Here is a 25,163-nt window from a genome sequence, read left to right on the forward strand (position 1 = left end):
GACGCTTAATTGCGGCTCAGTTCGCCGTCGTTGAGACGCCAGATCGCCATGGGATTGTCGTGCTTGAGCGGATCCGGCAGCAGCGCGTCGGGCACCGCCTGATAGCACACCGGCCGCAGGAAGCGATCGATCGCCGCCGTACCCACCGACGTCGTGCGCGTGTCCGAGGTGGCCGGGAACGGGCCGCCGTGCACCATCGCATGGCTGACCTCCACGCCCGTAGGGAAGCCGTTGAACAGCACGCGGCCCGCCTTGCGTTCGAGGATCGGCATGAGCGTTTCAGCCTGCGCGTAGTCGGCTTCGTCGAGTTGCACGGTCGCCGTCAACTGGCCGCTCATGCGCCGCAAGACGGCCTGCAGTTCGTCGATATCGCGGCATGCCACGATCAGCGAGCACGGCCCGAACACTTCCTCATGCAGGTTCGCATCGGCGAGAAAGGCGCTGGCGTCGGTGCGCAGCAGCACCGGCACGGCGTCGTGCGCGCCTTGCGCATCGGTTCCCCGCGCGAGCGTCGCCACGCCGTTCAGTCCCGCCAGATGCGCAACGCCCCGGCAATACGCCGCGTGAATGTTCGGCGTGAGCATCGTTGCGGCAGGCTTCGTGGCAAGCGCCTGCGCCGCCGTGGCGCAGAACGCGTCGAGCGCTTCCCCAGCCAGCGCGAGCACAATGCCCGGATTCGTGCAGAACTGGCCGACGCCCATCACGACGGAGTCGGCATAGTCGCGCGCGATCTGCTCGCCGCGCGTGGCCAGCGCGTGCGGCAACAGCACGACCGGATTGATGCTGCTCATCTCCGCATAGACGGGAACCGGCTCCGCGCGGGCCTGGGCGATGCGCTGCAACGCAAGGCCACCCTGACGCGAACCCGTAAAGCCCACCGCCTGGATCTCCGGATGCGCGACCAGCGTTTCGCCGATCCACGTCCCGTCGCCGATCACGAGCGAGAACACGCCCGCGGGCATCTGCGTTTCGTGCGCTGCGCGAGCGATTGCGCGCGCAACGAGTTCGGACGTCCCCAGATGTGCGGGGTGCGCTTTCACCACGACCGGGCAACCCGCCGCCAGCGCGGAAGCCGTATCGCCGCCCGCCACGGAAAACGCCAGCGGAAAGTTGCTCGCGCCGAACACGGCCACCGGGCCCAGCCCCACACGACGCATGCGCAGGTCAGGGCGCGGCAGCGGCGCGCGCTGTGGTTGCGCCGTATCGACGATAGCGCCATGCCAGCGCCCGTCGCGCACGACGCTCGCGAACAGCTTCAACTGGTTGACCGTGCGCATCCGCTCGCCTTCAAGGCGCGCGATGGGCAGTGCAGTCTCCAGGTGCGCACGCTCGATCAGCGTCGGGCCAAGATCGAGAATGGCCTGCGCGATTGCTTCCAGGAAGGCCGCACGCCGTCCATCCGGCAACTGGCGATAGCTGTCGAACGCCGCTGCGGCCAGCGTGCACGCGCGTTCGACCAGCGCGGGCGTCGCACAGCCGAACGCCGGTTCAATGACCTCGCCCGTCGCCGCCGCGATGGCGTGCAGCGTGCCGCCCGCCCCTTTCACCACCTCGCCGCCGATAATCATGTCGCCTTGCGGGCCGACGGAAACTTTGGTTTGCATGATCGTCGTCCTTTAGTTGGCGAGCCGGTTGGCCGGCGTGATTTGCAGCGGATCGGTGCGCAGCTCGATGAGCGCCGCCACACCCGCACGTTGCGCGCGCTCGAACGCGGCCGCGAAGTCCTCGGTACGCTCCACGCGTTCAGCATGTGCGCCAAATGCACGCGCCATCGCCACGAAGTCGGGATTCACGAATTGCGTCGCGCTGACACGGCCCGGATATTCGCGCTCCTGGTGCATCCGGATGGTGCCCAGCATGTTGTTGTTCACGAGGATGACGATGAGCGGCGCGCCAAACTGCACTGCCGTCGCCAGTTCCTGCGGATACATCATGAAGCAGCCGTCGCCTGCGAAGCACACGACCGATTGCTCCGGATTCCTGAGTTTTGCCGCAATGGCCGCCGGGAAGCCGTAGCCCATTGCACCATTGGTCGGCGCGAGTTCCGTCGCCATGCGGCGATAGCGATAGAAGCGATGCACCCAGACCGTGTAATTACCCGCGCCGTTCGTAATCACGGCGTCCTCAGGCAGCACTTCGCTCAGGTGCGCAACCACTTGCGCGAGGTCGACGCCACGAATTTCCGCCGAGGGTGCGGGCGGCGTGGAATGCGCCACATAATCGGCGCGCGCCGATTCCGTCCATGCGTGCCAGCGCGCTTTCGTCTGCGCCGCGACAGGCGCGACGCCGTCCAGCGCACGTGCGAATGCCGCGAGCGAGGCGTTGATCGGCAAGCGCGCCTGATAGACGCGGCCCAGTTCCTGCGCGTCGGGATGCACGTGAATCATGGTCTGATTCGGTGCCGGGCTTTCGAACAGCGTGTAGCCCGACGAGGTCGTCTCCGCCAGGCGCGAACCGATCACGATAAGCAAGTCGGCGTCGCGCGCGCGCTGCGCGAGCTTCGGCGACACGCCCAGGCCAAGTTGCCCGACATAATGCGCATCGCGATTGTCGAACAGATCCTGGCGGCGAAACGATGCGGCCACCGGCAGGTCGTTTGCACTGACGAAACGTTTGAGCGACGCGCAGGCCGCGTCGTCCCAGCCGGTGCCGCCAACGATCACGAGCGGACGCTGCGCCTCTTCCAGCAGCGAGCGCAGCGCATCGAGCGACTGCGGTTCGGGCGCGGCTTGCGCGACGCGCACGGCAGGCGCGTCCGAGACCGTGGCCGCGCCGAACAGCACATCCTCCGGCAACGCGATCACCACCGGGCCAGGGCGCCCGGACAGCGCCACGCTGAACGCCTTCGCGACGATCTCCGGAATGCGCTCCACGCTTTCGATCTGCGTGACCCATTTAGCGATACCGCCAAACATCTGCCGATAATCGACTTCCTGAAACGCGCCACGGCCCAGAAAACCCTGCTCGACCTGGCCGATAAACAGGATCATCGGCGTGGCGTCCTCGCTTGCGGTATGCACGCCGTTGCTGGCGTGCGTTGCGCCCGGCCCGCGCGTGACGAAGCAGATGCCGGGGCGGCCCGTCAGCTTGCCGTAGGCGTCGGCCATGTTCGATGCCGCGCCTTCATGGCGCGTCGTGATGGTGCGCACGCTCTGCGTGTCGTGCAGCGCGTCGAGCACCGGCAGGTAGCTTTCGCCAGGCACGCAATAGACCGTATCGACGCCATTGCCCACGAGTGCATCGACGAGAATACGGCCGCCGTTACGCGAATTCGGGCTTGCAGTTTCAGACATGAATTGACTCCTTGTGAGGGATCGCGGCACCGGCTTGAGTGCTGCGGGATGCTGAAATTATGGGTCGCACGCGAGCGCGTGGCCGTGCATGCGGCGCATAGCAGCTATGCGCGCCATGCGTGGCAAGCGTGACGTACGCGTCCGTGAATGCGAGCCGGAATAAAAAAACGCCGTGCGCAAAGGCACGGCGTTCAAATCGAAACCTGCTTCAAATGAATCGCGATGTCAGGGATTCGGCACGTACATCGGCATGGCTTCTTCCCAGAGCGTGTCGGTGATCGGATGCGCATGGCTGCCGTCTGCGTTCATCACCCAGTTCTGGCCGTCGGGCTGGAAGCTGTTGTCGTAGAGCGCGAGTTCGTCGCGGAATCCATACGTACCCGAGCTATACGCGATGCGGCCGTCGTACGTCCACACGGCGTGGCCCTGATTCGAGCCGTCCGTGGTCAGGCGTCGCGCGTCGCTGCCGTCCGGCTTGATCGTGAACACGTCGTAGTTGAACTTGTTCGGATCGTCGGGATTGACCTGCTTGCGCGTGAAGACGATCTTCGAGCCGTCCGGCGACCAGCCCGGCAGGTTGTCTTCGCCGCTCGTCAGTTCCGTGGTCTTGCGCGTTGCCAGATCGAGAATGCGCAGACCCTTTTCCTTCTCGCTCCACACGCGGTAGACGATCTTGCTGCCGTCCGGCGAATAGCTCGGGAAGCCTGCGTTGACCGACCCGTCCGTGAGCGCTTCCGCGTGGCTGTCCATGCTGCCGTCGGTCTTGATGCGCATGATCTTGCCGGGGCCGCCCGCGCGCGTGAAGAACCAGCTTCCCACGCCGAACGCGACCCATTGGCGATCCGGCGACCAGGTCGGCTGGAACGCGCCTGCCAGGCCCTTTTGCACGAGGCTCGGATCGAGGCCGCTTTGCGCCGCATCGTAAATGCGCTTGTAGCCGGAGAGATCGGCGTTCACGACCGCGATCGACGAATTGATCGCTTTCTCCGTGTAGACCAGTTGCTTGCGGTCGGCGGAGAGTTGCGGGAACACGTCGATATAGGTGTATTGCCAGCGCGGATCGAAACTGAACAGCGGCGTGCCGTTGGCGCGCGCGGGACGGAACGACACTTTCTCGTAGACGATCTTCTTGCCGTCATACGAATAGTGCGGCGAGCGGATGCCTGAATCGCGCGTGGCGCGCACTTCGCCCGACGTGGTGTAGAGACCTTCCGTCGCGCCACCCTTCACGTGATACGCGAGCGTCGTGTCGTCCAGGTATTGCGGAAACACCTTGAATCCGGGCGTAGCCGTGAGGTCGCTGCGCGCGTGCGTCGCCAGGTCGACGGAAACGATCTGCGAGCTGACGTTATTGATGCCTTCCGGACGATGCGCGCCCCACGTCGATTCCACCGGCGTTTCGTAGAACGCCACGCGCTTGCCGTCGGGCGACCACGTGGGCGAGCCTTCGTCGTATCCGGCGCGCGTCGCGACCTGCTGCCAGCCCGAGCCGTCCGGGCGGATCATATAAATGCTGCTTTCCTGCGTGCGCTCCCAGCCCACCGGCAGGTTATGGCCGCGCCAGTCGCTGCCGATATCCGACGAGAGCGCAATCCACTTGCCGTCCGGCGACCACGAAGGCCGGAAGAAACTATGCGGCTTCGACGGATCGAACTTGATCTTGCCCGTCACGTTCTTCAACGCGCCCGTGGCGATGTTCAGCGTCCAGATGTTGGTCGTGCCAAAATCGTGCGCGCCGCGACGCGACGAGACGAATGCGATGACATTGGGATCGACGGGCGAGAACGCCGCCGCATCGTCGACCGCGATGTGATCGGTCAGCTTCTGCAATTGCGAGCCGTCCACCTTCACGCGATAAAGATCCGATTCGCCAAGGCCTGCGCGCTCCGACGTGAACACGATCCACTGCCCGTCCTTCGAGAACGACGCGTGATAGTCGAAGCCTTCGGTCGCGAGCAGCTTGTGCTCGTCGGAACCGTCGGCGTTGGCAATATAAAGATCCGATGTGACAGGGCCGAGCCGGTTGAGCAACAGCGTGCCTTCAGTGGCCGAAAATGCCGGCGTCGAGAGCAGGACGCCATTCCCCGCGAGCGCTGCGCACACAGCGATATGCCTGAATTTAAGCTTGTATTGCACTGCAAATGCCTCCTGTATTTATCGGCGGCCGCGTGCCTTCGTGGTGTCACGGTATTGCCTCAATCAGGCAATCCGCGTTTGTTCTATTTCGCTTTGCACCGGATGGAGGTAGCGGCTTCGATCGTAAGCGTAACGGCTTGCGCCGCGCGCGTCCCTGAACAAAACGAACTTTCGCTGGGACTTTTTGGCACTGGCAGCGCGCGAGAGCCGCGCCACGCCTGGCGCACGGCGCCAGCGACTTTCAATTTATGTAGAAAAGTGCCAGCGAATCGGCCTTTTGTATAAGGGCAGGCGCGAGGGCTTGACCTACCATCTCCGGCAGCCGGACACATCGGCTTTCCATCGCCCGATGGATCAATAACGTGGTCAATAGAATACGTATAAGGCCGGAGACAATGAAGACGACACGAAGCGCCTCATGCAAGCCATCGATTCGCAAGTCATTGATTGGCATTGCGATGTTTTGTTGTTTTGCCCCATTCGCTCACGCGGAGGTGTACACCGCGCCGAACGGATCCGCACCGCCGCAAACCGAGGAGACCCAACCCAACGGCGCGGCACCCACCGCGAAGCAGATCCAGGCCGACGACGGCGCACCGCCGCTAGTCTGGAACGACACCTATGTGGGCTATCGCTATGGCCGCGATTTCCACTACCCAGGCGTGGCCGACAAGGTCGCGCAGAACATTGGCTACCTCACGACCATCGGCGGCTTCCGTTACGGCAGCTACGCGTTCAACGTCGACTACCTGGTGTCGAACTCGGCGAACCCGGAAGCGGGCGGCCCTTCCCAGGGCGGTGCGCAGGAAGTCTATAGCGTCGGACGCGTCGAGCTGAGCGCAGGCAAGATTCTCGGCCGCTCGGTCGGCTATGGTTTCGTGCGCGATCTGGGCGCGACGATCGGCTATGAATTCGGCGTGAAGAACGATGCCTATGCGCAGCGCGCGCGTATGCTCGTGTTCGGCCCGACGGTCGAGTTTGCCATTCCGCACGGCTTCTGGAACCTGACGGTGGGCGGTCGCACGGAAAGCAATCACAACGGCATTGCGGGCGTGGATATCCACTTTCATACTGCGTGGCACATTGAAAGTTCGTGGCTCGTGCCGTTCCGCGTCGCGAAGGTGCCGTTCGAATTTCGCGGCTTCGCGAGCATGACGGGGCCGAAGGGTCGCGACGGTTTCAATACCGAAACCACGACCGAAATCCTTACGCGCATTTCGCTGCTGGCCGATGTCGGCTCGTTCGTCGGGCACCCGCGCACGGCGTATGTGGGTGTGGGTTACGAGTACTGGCACAACATGTACGGCACGCCGTCGAGCGAAACGGTCAGCACGAAAACCTCTGCACCGATGGTGATGGCCGAACTGCACTTCTGATCGCCAAGATCGCCATAATCGACGTGTAAACGAAATACGGCGGCCGGTTTCCCGGCCGCCGTGTTTTTTGTCGCTATACAAATCGCGTGATTACGCTTCCAGTTGCTCCAGCACTTTCCCCTTGGTTTCGATCCCAAGGAAATGCACGGTGATGGCCGCGAGGAACGGCACCGCTGCGAGAATGTAGAACGCGATATCCAGATGGCCGCCGATCATCGTCTTCGACACGATGGTCGGCGCGAAGATCGCCGCTACCTTCAGCCACGCGCCGCCCATGCCGCAACCCATCGCGCGGATGCTCGTCGGATAAAGCTCCGGCGTATACACGTAGGCGGTGATGAAGCCGCTTGCCAGCAGGCCCAGCGCCAGCGCGCAGAGCATCGCCACCACGTAGACCGACATCGAGTGGCACACGCCCGCCAGTGCCAGCGACACCGCGCACAGCAGGAACGACACGTTGATGATGGGCTTGCGTCCCACCTTGTCCACCAGCAGCGCGCAGGTCAACGAACCCACCACGCCCAGCACCGAAGCCGCCACCGCGAGATTCAGCGCCAGTTGCAGCGGCGCGTGATAGACCGTGCGATAGATCGTCGGCAGCCACGTCGACAGGCCGTACTGAATGAAGCCGCAGGTCATCCACAGCATCGCCACGGCCAGCGTGCGCTTCAGATAGGCCTGGCCAAACAGGTCTTTCACGCTGCGCTTGGGATGGCGTTTGGCCATCGCGTCGAATTCCGCGGCGTTCGTGACCGGCGGCAGCGGGCCCTTTGCGGTGCGCTCGAACGCGTGCACGGCGGCATCAGCGTCGGCCAGGCGTTCGCGTTCGGCGAGCCAGCGCGGCGATTCCGGCACGAGCTTGCGCAGCACGAAGAACAGCACGAGCGGCATGCCGCCGATGAAGTACATCGCCTGCCAGCCAAAGCGCGGCACGATCCATGCGCCCAGCGCATTCGACGCCAGCAGCCCGATCGGGAACACGATCTCGTAGAGGAGAACGAAGCGTCCACGGCCATGCGCGCGGCTGACCTCGTTGATATACGTTGCGGCCACCGGCAATTCGCCGCCCAGCCCGAAGCCCTGGATCACGCGCAGCGCCGCGAACACCGCGAAGCTCGGCGCGAAGCCGCAGGCAATGCTGGTCACGCCGATGATGCCCGAGCTCCACGCAATGGCGCGCACGCGGCCATGACGTTCCGCTAGCCACGGAAACAGGAATGCGCCAAACAACTGTCCGACCGACCCGGAGGCGATCAGGAAACCGATCTCCCAGGGCGTGAGCTGCCACTTCTGGATCAGGATCGGCAGGGTCGCCGCAATGGCGATCACGTCGAAACCGTCGAAGAACGTGGCAAGGCCGATCAGGATGCGGGCGCGCACCTGCATGGCGTTGGTCGGCAGCCGTTCGAGGCGCGCGATGATCGAGCCGCGCGTGAGCGGCTCGCGCACGGGCGTCTCGTCGAGCGCAGCGGCCGCGCCGCTATGGCCGAATGAAGTATCGAGGGTTCTCATGCCTGTGGTCCCGTCCCGTATTTCGCTTGTATCGCTTGTGGGTCGCTTGAGGGCGCTCTACGCGAGCGCCTTGCCGGTGTCGACCAGCGCCGCGATGTCCACCGCGCGGCCCTGGTTCATCCATTTGCGCGCCAGTTTCAGGTCGCGCGCCGAGTTGATGGCGATGACGCCGCGCAGGTGCCCGTCCTCCACGAAGAACAGCGTCGCGCGCTTGTCTTCGAGGCTGCCGCGCAATGCGGGAGTCGCGCCTGCCGGAATCTCGCCGAGAATCTGCAGGTTCACGTCGTACTGATCCGACCAGAACCACGGGATCTCCGCATATGGCGTCTTCACGCCGAGCACCGCTTTGGCCGCGGCAATCGCCTGGTTCTGCGCGTTGGCCCACGATTCCAGCCGCACGCGGCGCTTGAGCCACGCGTTCGGATGATTGGCCACGTCGCCGCAGGCAAAAATATCGGAATCCGAAGTTTGTCCGAATTCGTCGACGACAATGCCGTCCTGCACGTCGAGACCCGCCGCTTCGGCAATCGCCGTGTGAGGCGCGAGACCAATGCCGGCAACCGCAAAGTCCGCGTCGAGCGTGCTGCCGTCCGCGAAGGTCGCGCGCACGCCGTCACCGTGGTCGTCGAGCGACACGAGCTGCGCATTCAGGCGGATATCCACGCCGTTCGCACTGTGCAAGTCGAGCAGGAACTGCGAAACCTCGTTCGGCAGCGAACGTGCGCACAGACGCGGCGCACCTTCGATCACCGTGGCCGCCACGCCGAGCTTGCGCGCGGTCGCCGCCACTTCCAGGCCGATCCAGCCGCCGCCCACCACCAGCACGCGCTGGCTGCGGCGCAGGCGCTCGCCCAGCGCCATCGCCTCGTCGAGCGTGCGCAGATAGGTCACGTGCGCGCTCTTCGCAATGTTCGCAGGCAGCTTGCGCGCCGCGCCGCCGGTGGCGATCACGAGGCGGTCGTACTTCACCTCGCGGCCCGAACGCGTCGTTACCGTGCGAGTGGCGCGGTCGATCGCGGTGGCACAGTCGGGCTGCCACGCTTCGATATCGAGCGCAGCGAATTCGTCGGGCTTCGTGATGCGCACGGTTTCGATATCGGCTTCGCCTGCGAGCACCGCTTTCGACAGCGGCGGACGCTCGTACGGCAGGTGCGTTTCGTCGGCGATCATCACGAGACGGCCCGCGTAGCCTTCCTGGCGCAGCGTCTTGACGACCCAGCCCGCGGCCTGGCCGCCGCCGATCACGACGACGGTCTTCGGTGCATCGACTGCGTCCGCTTGAATCGATTCGCTCATGATTTACGCTCCGTCATGAACTTGCCCTTCGGCGCTTCGGCGTTTTTCTGGCGACGCGTATTGCCGTCCAGGCCGCCGTCGATGGCCCACTCCGCAAACACGGTGGGGCCCGGTTCGAAGTCACGCGGCTCCCATTCGGGCGTGAGCTGGTCTTCGTCGGCGTAATACTCGATCAGGCCGCCCGCCGGGTTCTTGAAGTACCAGAAGTAAGCCGACGACACCGGATGACGGCCCGGGCCAAGCTGCGTCGTCCAGCCGCAACGGCTGATATGCAGACCGCCGCCAAACACCTCATGGATATCGCGCACCGTGAAGGCGACGTGATTGAGGCCCTTCTTGCCGTCGGGCAGCGCGAGCAGGAACAGGTCGTGGTGGCCGCCGTGCGGCGCGCAGCGCATGAACGCGCCGCGATTCGGGTAACGATCCGAGGTCTCAAAGCCGAGCACCTCGTGATAGAACTTTTCCTGTTCCGCGAGGCAGTTCGTGAAGAACACCACATGGCCGACTTCGACCGGTTCCGCGCGCTCATAGATCGGCGACGGCGTATCGACGCGCAGCGTCTGGCCCCACACGTTCGAAGGCGAGCCTTGCACGTCGATCTCGCGCTTGCGCGTGACTTCAATGCGAATCGCCATACCCGCAGGGTCGAAACAGCCAACGCCCTTGTCATCGCTGTAATAGCCGGGCTGGCCTTTCAGGCGCTCGCGCAATGCGTCGAGTTCTTCACCCGTCGCCACGCCCCACACCACTTCGCGCAGCGTCGGGCCTTCTTCGAAGGCGGCGGGCAGCGATGCGTCGTTCGCATCGGCCACCAGCACCGTGCAGCCGTTGAGCGTCTCGAAGCGGGCGCGCGTTTCGTCGTGCGCGGTCTCCTTCATGCCCCAGTCCGCGAAAAAGCGGCGGCAGGTGTCGAGATCCGTCACGCCGTAGGTAATCTGTTCAATGCCGAGAATCGTCATGTTTCTTGCTCCGTGCGCGTGCGTTCAGGCGTTGGCCCAGGGCAGCGGCGCGTCGTTCAAGCCCCAGTAGAGGCTCTTTTGCTGCATATATTCGCGAATGCCAAGCCGGCCTTTCTCGCGGCCCATGCCGCTTTCCTTCCAGCCCGAGAACGGCGTGGAAATCGAGAACAGCTTGTACGTATTGATCCAGACGGTGCCCGCGTCGAGCTTGCGCGCCACGCGCCATGCGCGTTTGTAATCGCGCGTCCAGATGCCGGCGGCAAGGCCGAACACGCTGTCGTTCGCTTCTTCGATCAGTGCGGCTTCGTCGTCGAAGGGCATGGCCACCAGCACCGGCCCGAAAATCTCTTCCTGGCAGATACGGGCGCTGTTTTTCAGGCCTTCCAGAATCGTCGGCTGATAGAAGAAGCCGTCTTCGCGCTGCTCGCCCACTGGACGCTCGCCGCCGCACAGCAGGCGGCCGCCTTCTTCAAGGCCGATGGCAACATAACGCTCGACCGACTCGCGATGCTTCGCGGTGATGAGCGGGCCCATCTGCGTGTTTTCGCTCGACGGGTCGCCCACGCGCAACTTGCGCGCGCCTTCCACCAGACGCTTCATAAACGCGTCGTAAATCGAACGCTGCACGAAGAGGCGCGAGCCCGCGATGCACGCTTCGCCCGACGAGCTGAAAATACCGTACAGCACGCCGTTGACGGCGTGGTCGAGATCCGCGTCTTCGAACACGATGGTCGGCGACTTGCCGCCCAGTTCGAGCGACACCGGCATGAGCTTGTCCGCGGCGATGCGCGCGATGCCGCGGCCCACTTCCGTGCCGCCCGTGAACGACACTTTCCTGACGAGCGGGTGGCGCACCAGCACGTCGCCGATCACCGAGCCCTTGCCCGGCAGCACGCTCACGATGCCCTTGGGCACACCGGCTTCTTCGCAGATGCGTGCGAGCGCCAGCGAAATCAGCGGCGTGACTTCGGCGGGCTTGAGCACCACCGCGTTGCCGCCCGCAAGTGCGGGTGCGAGCTTCTGCGCATCCGATGCGATCGGCGAGTTCCACGGCGTAATGGCCGCGATCACGCCAATCGGCTCGTACACGCTCATCGTCAGGTAGTCGCCGCGCGATGGCGTGACTTCTTCGTCGAGCGTTTCCAGGCAGGCCGCGAAATAGCGGAACGTGTTGGCGGCGCTCGCCACCAGCACGCGCGTTTCCTTGATCGGCTTGCCGTTGTCGCGACGCTGCAACTGTGCGAGCGCTTCGTGGCGCTGCATGATGAGGTCGGCGATGCGATAGAGCACGAGCGCGCGCAGATGCGGCTTCATGGTGGCCCATTCGCCGTGCTTCCATGCGGCGTGCGCCTTTTCCACTGCTTCGGCGGCGTCTTCGGCGCTCGCCGTCGAGACCTCCATGTTGAGCGACTGGTCAGCCGGATAAACGCTCGCGAACGGCGCGGCGCGGCCCTGGCGCCATTCGCCGCCGATCAAAATATCGCCGTTCGGGACGAGGCTCGTATCGAAGGGAGTCATATCAGAGGTCTCTCTGTTTCTAGTGCCTGCGATGCGGTGCTGCTTCATTCGCACCACACGCATCGCATTCCATCACGACAAAAAACGCTTGTTTTAAAGCTGCCTTAATACTGCTTTGGAACTGCTTTAAAACCTCTATCGAGCGTCAGATCACGCAGCGCGCCGCCCGGTTGCGCAGCGCACGGATCGCGCTGTACGCGGTGAGCGCCGACGTCTTCGGGTTGTCGGGCAGCGGCTTGCCGCTCATTTCCAGCGACATTTCGCCGAACGCGCCGCGCGCCACGATGCGGTGCACGTTGCGCTCGACCGCCGGATCGGCAATCAGGCGCACCGTCGTCTGGTCGAGGCCGAGGCCCGCGAGTGCAATCGTCGCCGCCACGTTGGCGTTCTTCGGAAAGAGCCGCGCCGCTTCGCGCGCGCTGCCTTCGAAGATCACCTGCTCTTTCGTGAGCGTGCGCAGGTCGCAGACCTTTTCCGCAGGCGTATCGAGCCAGCCCAGCGGCGGCTTGCGGCCCGTGTACAGCACCTCGTCGAGGCCGCCGAGCTTGGCCGCCGACAGCGCATCGATGCCGCCGATGGCGCCCGAGAGCAGCGTGAGCGTCGCATCGCCTTCGTCTGCCGCGAGCGACAGGCGCTCCAGCAGGTCGAGGTCGGAGAGCGCGCCAATCGACGCCACCGCGCAGTCGGTGCCACGTTGCAGCAGCGGCACGACGTGATCGACGAGCGCCGCGTGGCCCGCGCATTCCAGCGCGAACTGCGGCTTCGACGACAGCAGGCTCACGGACGAGACCACTTCCACCGACGCGTCGACCTGCTTGCGCACGTCGTCGGCGTGGTGCTCGGGCACGATCACATGCGAGACGTGCACGAGCGGGTCGGCCGCGACCGCGCGATAAACGGTCTGGCCAATCGCGCCAAAGCCGATCATCGCGATGTCGATGGGCGCGTGCTGCGCGTGACTCGCGTGGCCGTTATGCATGTTCCGGCTCCTCTTTGCGCACCGGCGGGCCGGCGAACACGGCTTCGAAGCTGCCCACGGCCTTCATGTCCACTTCGAGCAGCACAGGGCCCTCGAACGCCATGCCTTCGGCGATCAGCGCATCGGCGTTGTCGAGCGACGAGAGGCGATAGTGCTTGAGGCCCAGGCTCGCGCAGAACTGCGAGAACTCCGGCTGGTGCAGGTCGACGAACATGCGGCGGCCGCCGTACTGCGCGTCCTGGATGTTGCGGATCACGCCGTAGCACTGGTCGTTCATCAGCACGATCATGACGTTGGCCTTTTCCTGCACGGCCGTGGCGAGTTCGCCGACGTTGACCATCAGGCCGCCGTCGCCCACCAGGCACACGGTCTTGGCCGCCGAATTCGCAAGCGCCGCGCCAATGCCCATCTGCATGCCCTGGCCGATGCCGCCGCCCAGCGCGTGCACGCCCGCACGCGGCGTGAAGATCTTCAGCAGGCGGTTGCCCCACGTGCTGTTCGAAATCGTGACGTCGCGCACCCAGTTGTAGTCGCGGCCCACGGCGCGTTGCAGCGCTTCGACGAGGCGGCGGTACGGGCCGAGACCCTTGGCCGATTCCTCGACAGCCGTGTCGCGCGCAGCGGCCAGATCGGCGTGGAATTGCGGATCGACCTTGAGCTTGTTTTCAAGGCGCGTGGCGAGTGCGTCGAGCACGCGCGCAGCGTCGCCGTGCACGAACAGCGCGTTGCGGTAGCCGCGGTTATCGGCCAGCGCATCGGCGTCCACACGGTACAGCGGCTGCGGCAGGCCGAGTTTGTACTTGAGCGTTTCGTTGCCGCGCAGGCGCGAGCCCACCACCAGCATCGCGTCGCAGGTCTTGTAGAAGCGCTCGACCGACGCGCTCACGTTGAACGCGCCCAGCGTCGCCGGATGATCTTCCGGCAGCACGCCACGACCCTGCACGCTCGTCACCACGCCAAAGCCCAGCGCCACGAGGCGCTCGACCGCTGCGCGCGCGTGACGCGTGCCGCCGCCCAGCCACAGCAGCGGGCGCTTTGCCTTTGCCAGTTCGTTCGCCAGTTGCTCGACACGTGCTTCGTCGTGCGTGAGCGTCGTCAGATGCGGCGCGCCCAGGTCGGCGGGCCAGTCGGTCAGTGCCGCCTGGATGTCGATGGGGATCTCGACGCTGACGGGGCCGCTCGGCGCGGTCTGCGCGACGCGCACGGCTTCGCGGATCGTCGGCAGCGCGGTCTCGACCGAGCGCACGCGGAACGCGGCCTTCGAGATCGACTGGAGCATCGACAGTTGATCCGGCGCTTCGTGGATGTACGCGAGATCCTGGTCGAGGTATTCGGTCTCGATCTGGCCGGTGATGTGCAGCAGCGCCGTGCCTGCCGTGAGGGCTTCGACCATCGCGCCCGCGGCGTTGCCCGCCGCCGTGCCCGTGCTCGTGAACGCCACGCCGAGGCCGCCGGAGACACGCGCGAGGCCGTCGGCCATGTTGACCGCGCCGGCTTCGCCGCGCGCGCCCACATAGCGGATCTTGCCGCGCACGCCGATGGCGTCGAGGATCGGCATGTTGTGGATCGAAATCACGCCAAAGGCGGTTTGGACTCCACATTGTTCGAGGAAGGCGGCGATCAGTTCGCCGACGGTGGTTTGCTTAGACATGACGTGCAACGCCTCCAGATACATCGATGTGACTGCCCGTCGTATAGGACGACAGGGACGTGGCCAGATAAAACAGCGCCTGGGCGGCTTCTTCGGGAAGACCGAAGCGGCCCAGCGGAATGTGCTTCTTGCGTGCGAGCTCGCCCGTCCATTGCTGCCAGCTCTGGCCGGCGGCCTGGGCGGCGGCGTCGTTCTCGTAGCGGCGGCGCCATTGGCCCGACTCCACGATGCCGATCAGGATCGAGTTCACGCGGATATGCTCGGGCGCGAGTTCCACCGCGAGCGACTTGATGAGGCTGAGCACGCCCGCCCGCGCCGACGACGTCGCGACCATATGCGGCTCGGGCTGCAACGCCAGCAGCGAGTTCACGCAGACGATCGACGCGTTCTGCCCTTGTTTTGCAGTGCTACGCAGCATCGGCAAAAAGGCGCGGGTCGGACGGATGATGCTGAAATACTTGAGGTCGAGCTCCTCGCGCCACGCTTCGTCGGTGGTGTCCGCGAAGGTGGAGACGCGGCCCTGGCCAGCGTTGTTCACGAGCATGTCGGCGCGACCGAAGCGCTGTTCCACCGCGCCCGCAAACGCGGCGACATCGTTCGCGTCGAGCACGTCGCAGCGCGCGGCCAGCAACTGCGCCTGAGGATGGCGTTCGCGCAGTTCGCGCTCGGCACGCGCGAGACGGTCGCCGTCGCGGCCGCAGATCGCGACGCATGCACCCGCCTGCAAAAAGAGTTCGGCGGTCGCGAGGCCGATGCCGGACGAACCGCCCGTCACCACCGCCACCTGGCCGGTCAAATCGAGTTGAATCATTTGATCCCCAATGCCTTCATGTACGACGTTTTGTTGCCAACAGCGTGATTTGCAGCACGATTTTCAGCGTGCACGCCCGGACGATAGTTCAGGCGCTTCGAGAGTTCGTCGGCGGCGTGCCGGACTTTGTCGATCAGGCCGCCGTCAAGCAGCGAAGCCTCGATGCCGGGACGCGGAATCGTTGTGGTCACAACGGCTGCGATGCGGCCCGTGTCGTTGCGCACGGGCGCCGACACCACCGAAATACCGCGTTCGAACGACGATTCGCTGACCGCATAGCCGCGTTCCGCGTCTTCGCGAATGCGCATATAGAGTTCTTCGACCGTGTCCGGCGTCGAAGGCGTGAAGCGTTCGAGATGCGGCTCCGGATAGAGCGCGCGCAGGTCGTCGAGCGTGAGGTCGCCCATCAGCACCTGGCCGTGCGTGGTGGCGTGCGCGGGCAGGCGCGTGCCCACGTTCACCTTCACGGAGCTGAAGATCGGCGCATGGCTTTGCGCCTTGGCGACGAATACGATGTCGCGGCCATCGCGGATCACGATGTGCGAAGTCAGGCCGGTGGCGTCGCGCAGCGACTCGATGAGCGGCAGGCCCAGGTCGGTCAGCTCCAGCGAGCTCAGGTATTCAAAGCCCAGGCGCAGCACGGCGACGCCCAGGCGGTAATTACGGTCGCGGTCGGCGCGCTCCAGAAAGCCCAGCGATTCGAGCGTCTGCAGCAGACGGAACACCGTCGTGCGCGGAATACCCAGGCGGCGCGACAGTTCGGGCGCGTCGAGCACGGGCTCGCGCGGCGAGAATTCGGTCAGGATGCGCAGGCCCCGTTCCAGACCGGGCACGCGGTAACTCGTGTCGCTGCGGTCTTCGTCGGCGTCGCGGGACGCGCTGGCGAGGTCGGCTGTCATGGCTGAATGTTTTCCTGAATGTGCGGAATGAGGTGGTGCGTACGGCAGAAAGTGTCGATCAGCGCGTTATAGGCGTCGGGCTGCTCGATGTAGCCTGCGTGGCCCGCGCGCGGCACGCGATCGAACGACGCTTGTGCGACCTGGGCGAGGCACTCGCAGGCAGCGGGCGGCGTGATGGTGTCCTCATCGCCCACCGCCACTGCCATCGGCACGCGGCCCACGCATTGCGCGAGATCGGCGGCAAGGTCGGCATTGGCGAGCAGGTGCGTGGCCTGCGCGTAACCGTGCGGAATCACGCGCGCCATGTTCCAGCGCACCCAGGCGCGCGCGGCGTCGCTCGCGTGCGGCGAAAGCATGTTGGCGCTGCGTTTTTCGGCGAGACCTTGCGGGCCGAGTTCGGCAAGCATGGCCAGACGCGCGTCGCGCTTGTCGGCGCGCACTTGCGGATCGGCCGCGCCATAACCGCCAGCGGGCGAAATCAGCAGCAGGCCGCTCACACGCTGCGGATGCGCAGCGGTAAAAGCACCCGCGACGATCGCGCCCAGCGAATGCCCCACCAGCACGCAGCGCGCAATGCCCGCTGCGTCGAGCCAGTCGCGCAGCACGCGCGCATAGTCGGCGGCGACGGGCGACGCGCTCGCAACCGGCGTGGACGCGCCATAACCGGGCGCATCCCAGGCCAGCACGCGACGCGCTTCACCCAGTACTTCGAACTGCTGCACCCACGAAGCCGCGCCCGAGCCGATGCCATGCAGCAGCACGAGCGGCAGCGCCTCATTGCCGTTCGCTTGTTGCTGCGCTGCTTCGCGATAGCTCACGCACGCCTCGCCCGCTCGCACGTCGCGCGGCGCAAAGCGCGCGAGCCGCGTGTCGAGCGTGGCGGCTGATGAGGCGTGAGGGTCGATCGCTTCGTTCATGGCTTGCGGTTTCCAGCGGGCTTCGTGAATGCTTCTACTTAGTGATGCTTATTTGCAGCGATTACTTCTGCATCTCGCGCTTGATCTTCGCGAGCGGCGAATCCGGCGGATACGTCGGCGTGATGGGCTTGGGCGAACCCAGCATCACGCACATCAGCGCGTCTTCCTCGCCGATGTTGATTTCCGTGCGGTAGACGCCAGGCGGCACCGAGATCAGGTCGCGCTCGCCGAGCACGGCTTCCCACGTTTCGCCGTCCTTCTCGCAGATGACCTTCATCTTGCCGCGCAGCACGAAGAAGATTTCTTCCACGTCGATATGGATATGGCTCGGGCCGATGTTGCCGGCCGGGATCACCATCGTCGAGAACGTGAAGCCGCCCGAAGGCACCGTGTTGCTGTCCTTCGCCACGCCCGTGCCGCCCGTGCCCACGTAGCGCATCTGCGCGCGACGGTACTTCGGGTCATAGTCGGCCTGGAACTTCAGGGCGTCCCAGTCGTAGCGGCGCGTTTCATAGCGCGCTACGCGGCTGTTCATCCAGTCGTCAAAGCTCGCGTCGGCGGGACGGTCCCACGACTTGCTTTCGATATCGGCATCGGCCATCGCTTTCTCCTTTCTAGCTTTCGAACGTTCGATTCGAACGAGTCAATTCATCACAAAGCCGCCGTTGACCGGCAGCAGCTGCCCGGTCACGAAACGCGCGGCGTCGGTCAACAGGAACAGCACGGGGCCCGTCACATCTTCGGGCACCTGGGGACGCTGCAAGGCGCGGCCTTCGAGGTAGAACGCGTGACGCTCGGCGGGCACGTAAGCCGTGGCTTCCACTTCGGTCAGGCCCGGCGCGATCGCATTGACGGTAATGCCGTCGCCGCCGAACTCACGCGCGAGCGAATGCGTCATCGCGATCACGGCGCCCTTGCTGGCCACATAGGCGAGCAGCTTTGGCGCGCCCCATAGTGCGGTGTCCGAAGCGATATTCACGATGGCGCCGCGGCCCGACTCGCGCAGCCAGCGCTGCGCAGCCGTGCACATGAGCCAGGTGCCGCGCACGTTCACGTCCATCACCGCGTCCCACGTCGAGACCGCGATCTCGCTGGCGAACTTGCCGCCCGAGTTGGTGATGGCCGCGTTGTTGATCAGCGCATCCACGCCGCCCATGCGTTGTGCCGCGGCGTCCACGAAAGCCGTGATGCTCTCGGGTTGCGAAAGATCCAGCGACAGGAACGCCACGTCGTGACCTTCGGACACGAGCGAGCGCGCCAGCGCTTCGCCCGCATCGTGCAGCACGTCGCCGAATACGACGCGCGCGCCGCTCTTTGCGAGCGTATTCACGAACGCCGCGCCCAGCCCGCGCGCGCCGCCCGTGACGATCACGCGCCGGCCCGCGAGTGCGCCCTGCGTGGACGTGTTCACGTCATGCATGGCTGTGCTCGGCGTGGGCGTCAGCGGCCGGATTGGCAGCGCGGAATGCTTCGAGATCCGACATATGTTGCTGCGCACGTTGACGCAGCAGGCGGCGCACGCGCGTCATGCCGACATCGTGCTGATAGAGGAACTCCTGGTCGCGCGCGTTCGGCGCCATGCTTTCCAGGACGTAGCGATCCTGCTCCAGCACGGCCCAATGCAGGCCTTCCAGGCGGTTGCGGTACATGAAGCGCCATGCGTCGCGCTGCCAGCCCTGCACCTTGCGCGTGCGCCAGAAGTAGACCTGGCAGTTGTCTTCGTCGACGGGCACCGCGAAGCCGATGATGCCGAAGTTGCCGCCGGGGCCGAACTTTTTCTTGTACGGAATCGCGAGGCGCATCCACAGGCAGCCGGTCTCGCCCAGTTCGACCCAGTCGAAGTTCACGTCGCGCTGGCCGATCTTCTCGAACATGAGGCCGGTGTCGGTTTTACGCACGCGCATGTCGGCCTGCTTGTCGCCTTCGGCCATCGAGTGCGAGGTCGCGTGCAGATACGCGCCGTGCATCGGATCCATGACGTTGTCGATCGCGTACTGGTAATTGCACTTCCAGTGCGACATGCACAGGAAGCTGGCGTATTCCTCGCCCACCAGTTCCTCGGGTAGCTGCAGCGGCGCGGGTTCCTTGTGCGCATCGTCGCCGAACCACAGGAAGATCGCGCCCGCATGTTCCTGCGCGGGATACGACTTCACGCACTTCTGGCCTTCCAGCGGGCATGCCGATACGGCCGGCACGCTTTGCACGGTGCCGCTGCCGTCGATCTCGATGCCGTGATACCAGCACGCCACGCTCTTGCCGAGGTTCCAGCCCAGCGACAGGCGCGCGCCGCGGTGCGGGCAGCGATCTTCGAGTGCGTGGATCGCACCTTCCTTGTCGCGCCACAGCACGATCTGTTCGCCCAGGCGCGTGATGCCGATGGGCGCGTCGCCCACCTGCCAGCTCGGGGCAACGGGATACCAGTAGTTCTTGATGCCGCGATCCAGGTAGGCGCGAATCGGGTCGGCGCTCAGTGCGGCGCCTTCGGATGTGGGGGAGGTCATGTGGGGGGCTCCGTGTTCGGGGTGTCCGTGCGCCGCTTAGTCGGCGAGCAGGCGGAATTCGGCGGCGAGGCGCTCGGCGTTCCAGGGCGTGCCTTCCGGCGTGCGGAAGCCAATGCGGTTCAGGCCCGCGACCACGTCGTCGAGTTCGACGGCGCCCGCTTCGAACACTTGTTCCAGTGCATCGCCGAAGTCGTTTTCATACTGCGTCGGCTCGGCCTTGCGGTTTTGCCAGACCATGTTTTCCTGCTGGCCCGGCTGCTCGATCACGCCCTTGCCGGCGACGTTGTTCGGTTGCGGCGCAAGCCACGGCTTGAGCATCGGATTGAAATTCACGGGGATTTCTCGCATGTCATTCCACCTTGATCTGGATTTCTTCGCCGGCGAGGCGCACGGCGTATTGCTTGAGCGCGCGGCCGCCCGGGCCCTTGATGCACTGGCCGGTCTTGATGTCGAACACGGCTTCGTGCAACGGACATTCAACCGTGCCTTCGTCGACGAAGCCTTGCGTCAGCAGCGCATACGCGTGCGGGCACACGTTTTCGAGCGCGTAGACCTCGTCGCCCACCTTATAAATGCCGATCTCCGTGTCATCGAGCTTGAACTCGACCGGAGTGTCTTCGGACAGATCGCCGGCATGCCCGGCGCAGCGCCATTCTTCAGCCATTTCTCACCTTTCCCGATCAACCGTGTTCCACATACGGAACATTAGTTTATGTATGGTCATTATAGGAGTCGTGGCGCATGGACAAAATAAAAATCCGACGACCCTGGGGAAAACACCGAGCGTTTCCCGAAAAGGTCTTGAACAAGGTCGCAGCGCGTATTCACAAGGTTGCCTAAACGCTTGTCCAGCAAGACGTTACGCGCGTAATCGCAGCGATCGGCCAATGCCGCACCTGGGGCAACTACCGTCCCAGAAAAGTATTTTGGCGTCCCATAGGAATCACTATACTTTCCATAGGCAGCACATCTATCCATATATGGAACAAATAGATGCGATGCGGGTAGCAACACGGGTTGCGAAGCGCGCCATCAGTCATCAGAAGCGCGCCGCGCCGTGAGTCGTGCCGAAGGTGAGGGGTTAGCTGAGCCGGATTCGCGTCCGGCCTTTCGTCATACGATCAGGAGTCCAAAGTTGAAGCACTTCATTGCCGCGGGGTTGACGGGCATCTGCGCCGTCTCGTCTGCATGGGCGCAAAGCAGCGTCACGCTATACGGCAGCCTGGATGCAGGCGTGGCCTACGTCAGCAACGTGGGTGGCCATTCGAAGTGGATGGAAGAACAGGGCAATATGCAGCCCGACCGCTGGGGCCTGCGCGGCCGTGAGGACCTGGGCGGCGGCCTGAAGGCGATCTTCCAGCTGGAAAACGGCTTCTATACGAACACCGGCGCGATGGCGAAGGCCAATACGCTGTTCAACCGCCAGGCGTACGTGGGCCTGAGTTCGGATCAGTTCGGCACGCTCACGTTCGGCCACCAGACGCCGTTCTCGTTCGACGTGCTCGACCCGTTCAGCACGGCCTATCTCGCGGCGAGCTGGTATGCGTTCCACCCCGGCAATATCGACGAACTCGCGGATACCGGCGTCGTGCCCTACGACAACTCGGTGAAATACCGTTCTCCTGAGTTCTATGGATTCACGGCGGGGGCGATGCTGGGCCTCGGCAATACGTCGAACTTCTCGACGGGCCGCACGATGAGCTTTTCACTCAGTTATGCGAACGGCCCGTTCAAGGCCGGCGCGACGTGGTCGAACGAGCACGACCGCACGGTGTCGATGTCGACCACGGGGCTCACGACCTTCCAGGGCCAGGCTGCCGCCACGTATGTGGCCAGCAAGGTGGAGAACATGGGAATCGGCGCGTCGTATGCGTTCGGCAAGGTGCTGGTGCACGGCCTGTACACGCGCACGAAGCTGCAATCGAACGGCTATTCGGATACGTTCCAGAGCTACGATGCGGGCGCGAATTACCAGGTCACGACGGCCAACAGCATCGTGGGCGGCGCGGCCACCACGACGCTATCGGGCCGCCGCTGGACGCAGGTAATGATCGGCGACGTGTATGCGCTCTCGAAGAGCACGCAGGTCTATGTGAACGCGCTCTACGAGCACGCCAATTCGAACGCCAATGCGGCGTTCTTCACGGCGGGCGTGTCGAGCGGGCGCAACCAGACCATCGTGCTCACCGGCATTCACCACTCGTTCTGACGTGTAGCGTGTAACGTCAGGCGCCGTGCAGGCTGCGCCGTTGTGCAGCCTGTGCGGCCTGGGCCGCGGTCGGGTCGCCCGGCAGCGGCCGGTAGTTCAGGCACGCGGACAGATCCATCGCCGCTGCGCAAACGGCAGACACGAGCGGCATGCGTTCGACGTCGCCGATATCCGAGCGCGGCACCGTCGCGGTCAGCGCCGCAACGATGCGGCCCGACTGGTCGCGCACCGGCGCGCTCACGACCGAGATCCCCGTTTCGAACGACGCTTCGCTGAGCGCGTAGCCCTGCTCCGCGAACTCGCGCACGCGCGCGTAGAGATCGGCGACGGTGGCGGGCGTGCGCTCGGTGTAACGCTCCAGTTGTTTCTCGGGATACAGCGCGCGCAGCTCGACGAGCGAGAGGTCGCCCATCAGCACCTGGCCGTGCACCGTGGCGTGCGCGGGCAGACGCGTGCCCACATGCACTTTCACGGAGCTGAACATCGGCTCGCGCGTCTGCGCCTTGGCGACAAACACCACGTCGCGCTGGTCGCGGATCAGCAGATGCGTGCTCAGGCCGGTCGCGTCGCGCAGGCGCTCCAGCACCGGCGTGCCGAAGTCGGTCAGTTCCAGCGAACTCAGGTATTCGAACCCCAGCCGCAGCACCGCCACGCTCAGGCGATACTGGCGGTCGCCATTGGCGCGCTCGATGAAGCCCAGCGCTTCGAGCGTCTGCAGCAGGCGGAACGTGGTGGTGCGCGGAATGCCGATGCGCCGCGACAGTTCGGGCGCGCCCAGCACCGGCTCGCGCGCCGAGAATTCGGCCAGGATGCGCAGGCCGCGTTCGAGCCCCGGCACGAGATAGGTGGAAGCGCCGCCGCCCTCTTCGTCGGCTTCGATGTCCGCGTGGGCGGCTTGTGTCTCCTCGGCAGGCAGCGCGTCGCGCTTGCCCGGCGCCGCGCTACGGCGTGCGCCAGTCGTATTTTTGGTGGCCATTGGCGGCAGGAACCTGCTTGAATCTGTTAGACCGTTCGGTGATGGGGGCAATGATAACGCGAAGCGACGCCCCCACCCTACGAGACAGAATTCAGCCGGTGCTGGCTTGCCCGGAGCAAGCCGGATTGCTGCATCAAGTGGCGGGCTCGAAATCCACGCTGCGCATGTCGATTGTCACCAGCAGCGGCTCCTCCACCTTGCGACGCTGTTCGTCGTAGGCGTAGACACGGCGCGACATCGGCACGATGATGCCGCGCACGTTGCGATAGTTCGACGCATAATTCGCGCCCTGCGCGCCCCCCATCACGTCGACCGTATAGTCGTGACGGCGCAGCAGGCCGTCCGGGCCGAAATAGAAAAGCTGTTCGCGGCCATGCGTCGCGATCCATTCGGGAAAGACAACTTTGAGCCGACGCCAGGTCTCGCCGTTCTCGCGCCATTCAGGCAGCTCTTCGGTTTGAAAGCCTGGCGCGGTGAACAGAAACGGCGTCGTCAGATACGTCCAGAGCGCGTAACCCGAAAAATACAGCGTGTGCAGACGATCCCAGGGCGTCGTATGGACATGGCCCGCGAACGAGGCGCGCGGCTCGCGCCGCTCCTCAGTTGCGCCATCGGGCGACACGATGCTCACCTTCTGCGGCTCGAACATGCCGCGCCACGCCTGCTGCCGTGAAACGATATCGACGTGCTGATTGCGCAGATCCATCGTCATTCCGATATCTTCAAGCAGGCCTTGCTGGCCCTTGTGAGGCCAGATCGCTCCGCCTATGTCGAGTTCGGCCGTCATGCGGCCAAACCGCGACCAGTTGTCGATGCCGCCGTGCGCCTGCACCGCCTGTTCGAGCAATGTGCTCATCGTGTGTTCCTCACTACAAAAACGGCTTCAGAAGCCTGACTTCTCGTCGGCGAACCGCTCGCCGAACATCGGGTGACCGCCTGCGGATTCGGCGCGCGTCGCCTCTTCCTGCAGCACGTCCCAGTGCTCGACGAGCTTGCCGTCCTCGATACGCAGGATGTCTATCGCGATCAGCGGGGCCGGGGTCGCCGAACTCGTGTAACGGCTATGCAGCCAGACGAAGTCGTCCTTCGCGATGATCCGGCTGTACTCGAAGCGCACGTCGCCCATCGCGCGCACGAGGCCGAACAGACCTTCGCGGCCAGCCGGCACGTGGCGGCTGTGCTGCACATAGTCTTCAGCCCAGAACTGCGCCGCTTTTGCGTAGTCCTTGCGGTTGAACAGGGTGTCCAGCGCTTCCAGCACGAGGGCCGTGTTCTGCGCTTCGATTGTTGCGGTCATGACATTGACTCCTTCACTGCACGACGCCGGGCCGTTATTCGACCGGGATCGGGTTATCGACGATGTACTGGTTGAACTGCTCCACGAACGCGTGTTCGTTCGGGCCCGCGTTGTCACGCATCGGTTTTGCGCCGTCCACGACGACTTCGGTGGTGGCCGTCTCCAGGCGCTCCAGCGTCTGCGTGATAAACGCATCGAGCGGCATGGCGCGCGGGTCGCCGCTCTTGCGCACGAGGTCGGTATCGACCCACGGCGGCGCGATTTCCAGCACGCGCACGCTGGTGTTGCGCAACACGAAGCGCTGCGAGAGCGAATACGAGTGGATCGCCGCCTTCGTCGCCGAATACAGCGCCGTCGCCGCAAGCGGCACGTAAGCAAGCACCGAGCTGTTATTGATGATCCACGACTCGGGCTGGCGCTTGAGATGCTCGACGAAAGCCGCGCTCACGCGCACCGGGCCCAGCAGGTTGGTTTCCACGAGCTGCACTGCCGCTGCGTCGTCCAGCGCGCCGCCCGCATCGTCGAAAGGCATGATGCCCGCGTTGTTGATGACCACGTTCAGCGACGGATAGCGCGCGATCAGTTGCTGCGCCACCTCGCGAATCTGCTGGGCATTGCCAATGTCGAGTTCGACCGTGTCGACGTCCGGGTTCTGCTTCGTGATCTCTTCGAGCAGCGCCTTGCGCCGCCCCGCTACGATCACCTTGTTGCCGCGTGCGCTCAGCGCTTCGGCGAGTGCGCGGCCAATGCCCGAAGTGCCGCCCGTGATGAATACGGTGTTTCCAGTGAGCTTCATGATTCGATATCCTTATCAAATGAATGACTGACAGCGA

Annotated in this window: 23 protein-coding genes; 2 read left to right on the forward strand and 21 right to left on the reverse strand. The window is 64.7% G+C overall.

The genetic code is table 11. The annotated features are described in order from the left end of the window. Window positions 1-5: 5 nt before the first annotated feature. The 3 genes from BBA01S_RS20605 to BBA01S_RS20620 all read right to left on the reverse strand — a co-directional run bounded on the left by BBA01S_RS20605 (window position 6) and on the right by BBA01S_RS20620 (window position 5,429). Window positions 6-1,604 (reverse strand): aldehyde dehydrogenase (NADP(+)), encoded by a 1,599-nt coding sequence (locus BBA01S_RS20605; protein WP_027818117.1) that lies wholly within the window; start codon window positions 1,602-1,604, stop codon window positions 6-8. A gap of 12 nt (window positions 1,605-1,616) precedes the next feature. Then, on the reverse strand, window positions 1,617-3,293 hold the full coding sequence (locus BBA01S_RS20610; RefSeq protein ID WP_027818118.1) for a thiamine pyrophosphate-binding protein: 1,677 nt from the start codon (window positions 3,291-3,293) through the stop codon (window positions 1,617-1,619). A 225-nt stretch (window positions 3,294-3,518) separates the two neighbouring features. Further along, the gene (locus BBA01S_RS20620; protein ID WP_084162382.1) at window positions 3,519-5,429 is read right to left on the reverse strand and encodes a PD40 domain-containing protein; all 1,911 of its coding nucleotides are present in this window, start codon (window positions 5,427-5,429) and stop codon (window positions 3,519-3,521) included. 494 nt (window positions 5,430-5,923) lie between these two features. Here BBA01S_RS20620 and BBA01S_RS41965 point away from each other — a divergent pair, with 494 nt between their 5' ends. Beyond that, window positions 5,924-6,805, forward strand: coding sequence for a hypothetical protein (locus tag BBA01S_RS41965; RefSeq protein ID WP_052391814.1), 882 nt, complete (start codon window positions 5,924-5,926; stop codon window positions 6,803-6,805). 90 nt (window positions 6,806-6,895) lie between these two features. On the opposite strand, the gene BBA01S_RS20630 is transcribed toward BBA01S_RS41965, so the two are convergent. The 14 genes from BBA01S_RS20630 to BBA01S_RS20695 all read right to left on the reverse strand — a co-directional run bounded on the left by BBA01S_RS20630 (window position 6,896) and on the right by BBA01S_RS20695 (window position 20,512). Further along, on the reverse strand, window positions 6,896-8,317 hold the full coding sequence (locus tag BBA01S_RS20630) for an MFS transporter (RefSeq protein ID WP_027818120.1): 1,422 nt from the start codon (window positions 8,315-8,317) through the stop codon (window positions 6,896-6,898). Window positions 8,318-8,374: 57 nt separating this feature from the next. Further along, on the reverse strand, window positions 8,375-9,613 hold the full coding sequence (locus tag BBA01S_RS20635) for an NAD(P)/FAD-dependent oxidoreductase (RefSeq protein ID WP_027818121.1): 1,239 nt from the start codon (window positions 9,611-9,613) through the stop codon (window positions 8,375-8,377). After that, window positions 9,610-10,572: a VOC family protein gene (locus BBA01S_RS20640; RefSeq protein ID WP_027818122.1), complete on the reverse strand. Its 963-nt coding sequence runs from the start codon at window positions 10,570-10,572 to the stop codon at window positions 9,610-9,612. Before BBA01S_RS20640 ends, BBA01S_RS20635 begins: the two co-directional genes overlap by 4 nt. Window positions 10,573-10,596: 24 nt before the next feature. Next, window positions 10,597-12,090 carry an aldehyde dehydrogenase gene (locus tag BBA01S_RS20645; RefSeq protein ID WP_027818123.1) on the reverse strand — a complete coding sequence of 498 codons (1,494 nt, stop codon included), beginning with the start codon at window positions 12,088-12,090 and terminating at the stop codon, window positions 10,597-10,599. Between the two features lie 145 nt (window positions 12,091-12,235). After that, window positions 12,236-13,069, reverse strand: a complete 834-nt coding sequence (locus BBA01S_RS20650; RefSeq protein ID WP_027818124.1) for an aspartate dehydrogenase — start codon at window positions 13,067-13,069, stop codon at window positions 12,236-12,238. Then, on the reverse strand, window positions 13,062-14,720 hold the full coding sequence (locus BBA01S_RS20655; RefSeq protein ID WP_027818125.1) for a thiamine pyrophosphate-binding protein: 1,659 nt from the start codon (window positions 14,718-14,720) through the stop codon (window positions 13,062-13,064). Before BBA01S_RS20655 ends, BBA01S_RS20650 begins: the two co-directional genes overlap by 8 nt. Next, window positions 14,713-15,531: an SDR family oxidoreductase gene (locus tag BBA01S_RS20660; protein ID WP_027818126.1), complete on the reverse strand. Its 819-nt coding sequence runs from the start codon at window positions 15,529-15,531 to the stop codon at window positions 14,713-14,715. Before BBA01S_RS20660 ends, BBA01S_RS20655 begins: the two co-directional genes overlap by 8 nt. Continuing rightward, the gene (locus BBA01S_RS20665; RefSeq protein WP_027818127.1) at window positions 15,528-16,430 is read right to left on the reverse strand and encodes an IclR family transcriptional regulator; all 903 of its coding nucleotides are present in this window, start codon (window positions 16,428-16,430) and stop codon (window positions 15,528-15,530) included. The genes BBA01S_RS20660 and BBA01S_RS20665 overlap by 4 nt, the downstream gene beginning before the upstream one ends. After that, on the reverse strand, window positions 16,427-17,347 hold the full coding sequence (locus tag BBA01S_RS41970) for an alpha/beta fold hydrolase (protein WP_042297598.1): 921 nt from the start codon (window positions 17,345-17,347) through the stop codon (window positions 16,427-16,429). Before BBA01S_RS41970 ends, BBA01S_RS20665 begins: the two co-directional genes overlap by 4 nt. Before the next feature lie 61 nt (window positions 17,348-17,408). Next, window positions 17,409-17,948, reverse strand: a complete 540-nt coding sequence (locus tag BBA01S_RS20675; protein WP_027818128.1) for a cupin domain-containing protein — start codon at window positions 17,946-17,948, stop codon at window positions 17,409-17,411. A gap of 42 nt (window positions 17,949-17,990) precedes the next feature. Beyond that, a complete protein-coding gene (locus BBA01S_RS20680; protein WP_027818129.1) occupies window positions 17,991-18,767 on the reverse strand; it encodes an SDR family oxidoreductase in 777 nt (258 codons plus the stop codon). After that, window positions 18,760-19,848, reverse strand: coding sequence for an aromatic ring-hydroxylating oxygenase subunit alpha (locus BBA01S_RS20685; protein ID WP_027818130.1), 1,089 nt, complete (start codon window positions 19,846-19,848; stop codon window positions 18,760-18,762). The genes BBA01S_RS20680 and BBA01S_RS20685 overlap by 8 nt, the downstream gene beginning before the upstream one ends. Window positions 19,849-19,884: 36 nt before the next feature. Next, window positions 19,885-20,196 (reverse strand): recombinase-like helix-turn-helix domain-containing protein, encoded by a 312-nt coding sequence (locus tag BBA01S_RS20690; protein ID WP_027818131.1) that lies wholly within the window; start codon window positions 20,194-20,196, stop codon window positions 19,885-19,887. Between the two features lies 1 nt (window position 20,197). Beyond that, window positions 20,198-20,512, reverse strand: a complete 315-nt coding sequence (locus tag BBA01S_RS20695; RefSeq protein WP_027818132.1) for a Rieske (2Fe-2S) protein — start codon at window positions 20,510-20,512, stop codon at window positions 20,198-20,200. Window positions 20,513-20,983: 471 nt separating this feature from the next. Here BBA01S_RS20695 and BBA01S_RS20700 point away from each other — a divergent pair, with 471 nt between their 5' ends. After that, window positions 20,984-22,057, forward strand: a complete 1,074-nt coding sequence (locus BBA01S_RS20700; protein WP_027818133.1) for a porin — start codon at window positions 20,984-20,986, stop codon at window positions 22,055-22,057. Window positions 22,058-22,073: 16 nt separating this feature from the next. Here BBA01S_RS20700 and BBA01S_RS20705 read toward each other — a convergent pair whose 3' ends face one another. The 4 genes from BBA01S_RS20705 to BBA01S_RS20720 form a co-directional block, all read right to left on the reverse strand. Further along, a complete protein-coding gene (locus BBA01S_RS20705) occupies window positions 22,074-23,033 on the reverse strand; it encodes an IclR family transcriptional regulator (protein ID WP_027818134.1) in 960 nt (319 codons plus the stop codon). A 133-nt stretch (window positions 23,034-23,166) separates the two neighbouring features. Continuing rightward, window positions 23,167-23,889 carry a hypothetical protein gene (locus BBA01S_RS20710; protein WP_027818135.1) on the reverse strand — a complete coding sequence of 241 codons (723 nt, stop codon included), beginning with the start codon at window positions 23,887-23,889 and terminating at the stop codon, window positions 23,167-23,169. Between the two features lie 27 nt (window positions 23,890-23,916). Then, window positions 23,917-24,330, reverse strand: coding sequence for a nuclear transport factor 2 family protein (locus BBA01S_RS20715; RefSeq protein WP_027818136.1), 414 nt, complete (start codon window positions 24,328-24,330; stop codon window positions 23,917-23,919). Between the two features lie 34 nt (window positions 24,331-24,364). Next, the gene (locus BBA01S_RS20720) at window positions 24,365-25,126 is read right to left on the reverse strand and encodes an SDR family oxidoreductase (RefSeq protein WP_027818137.1); all 762 of its coding nucleotides are present in this window, start codon (window positions 25,124-25,126) and stop codon (window positions 24,365-24,367) included. Window positions 25,127-25,163 lie beyond the last annotated feature (37 nt).

It is taken from the genome of Paraburkholderia bannensis NBRC 103871 (genome assembly GCF_000685015.1).
Lineage (GTDB): Bacteria > Pseudomonadota > Gammaproteobacteria > Burkholderiales > Burkholderiaceae > Paraburkholderia > Paraburkholderia bannensis.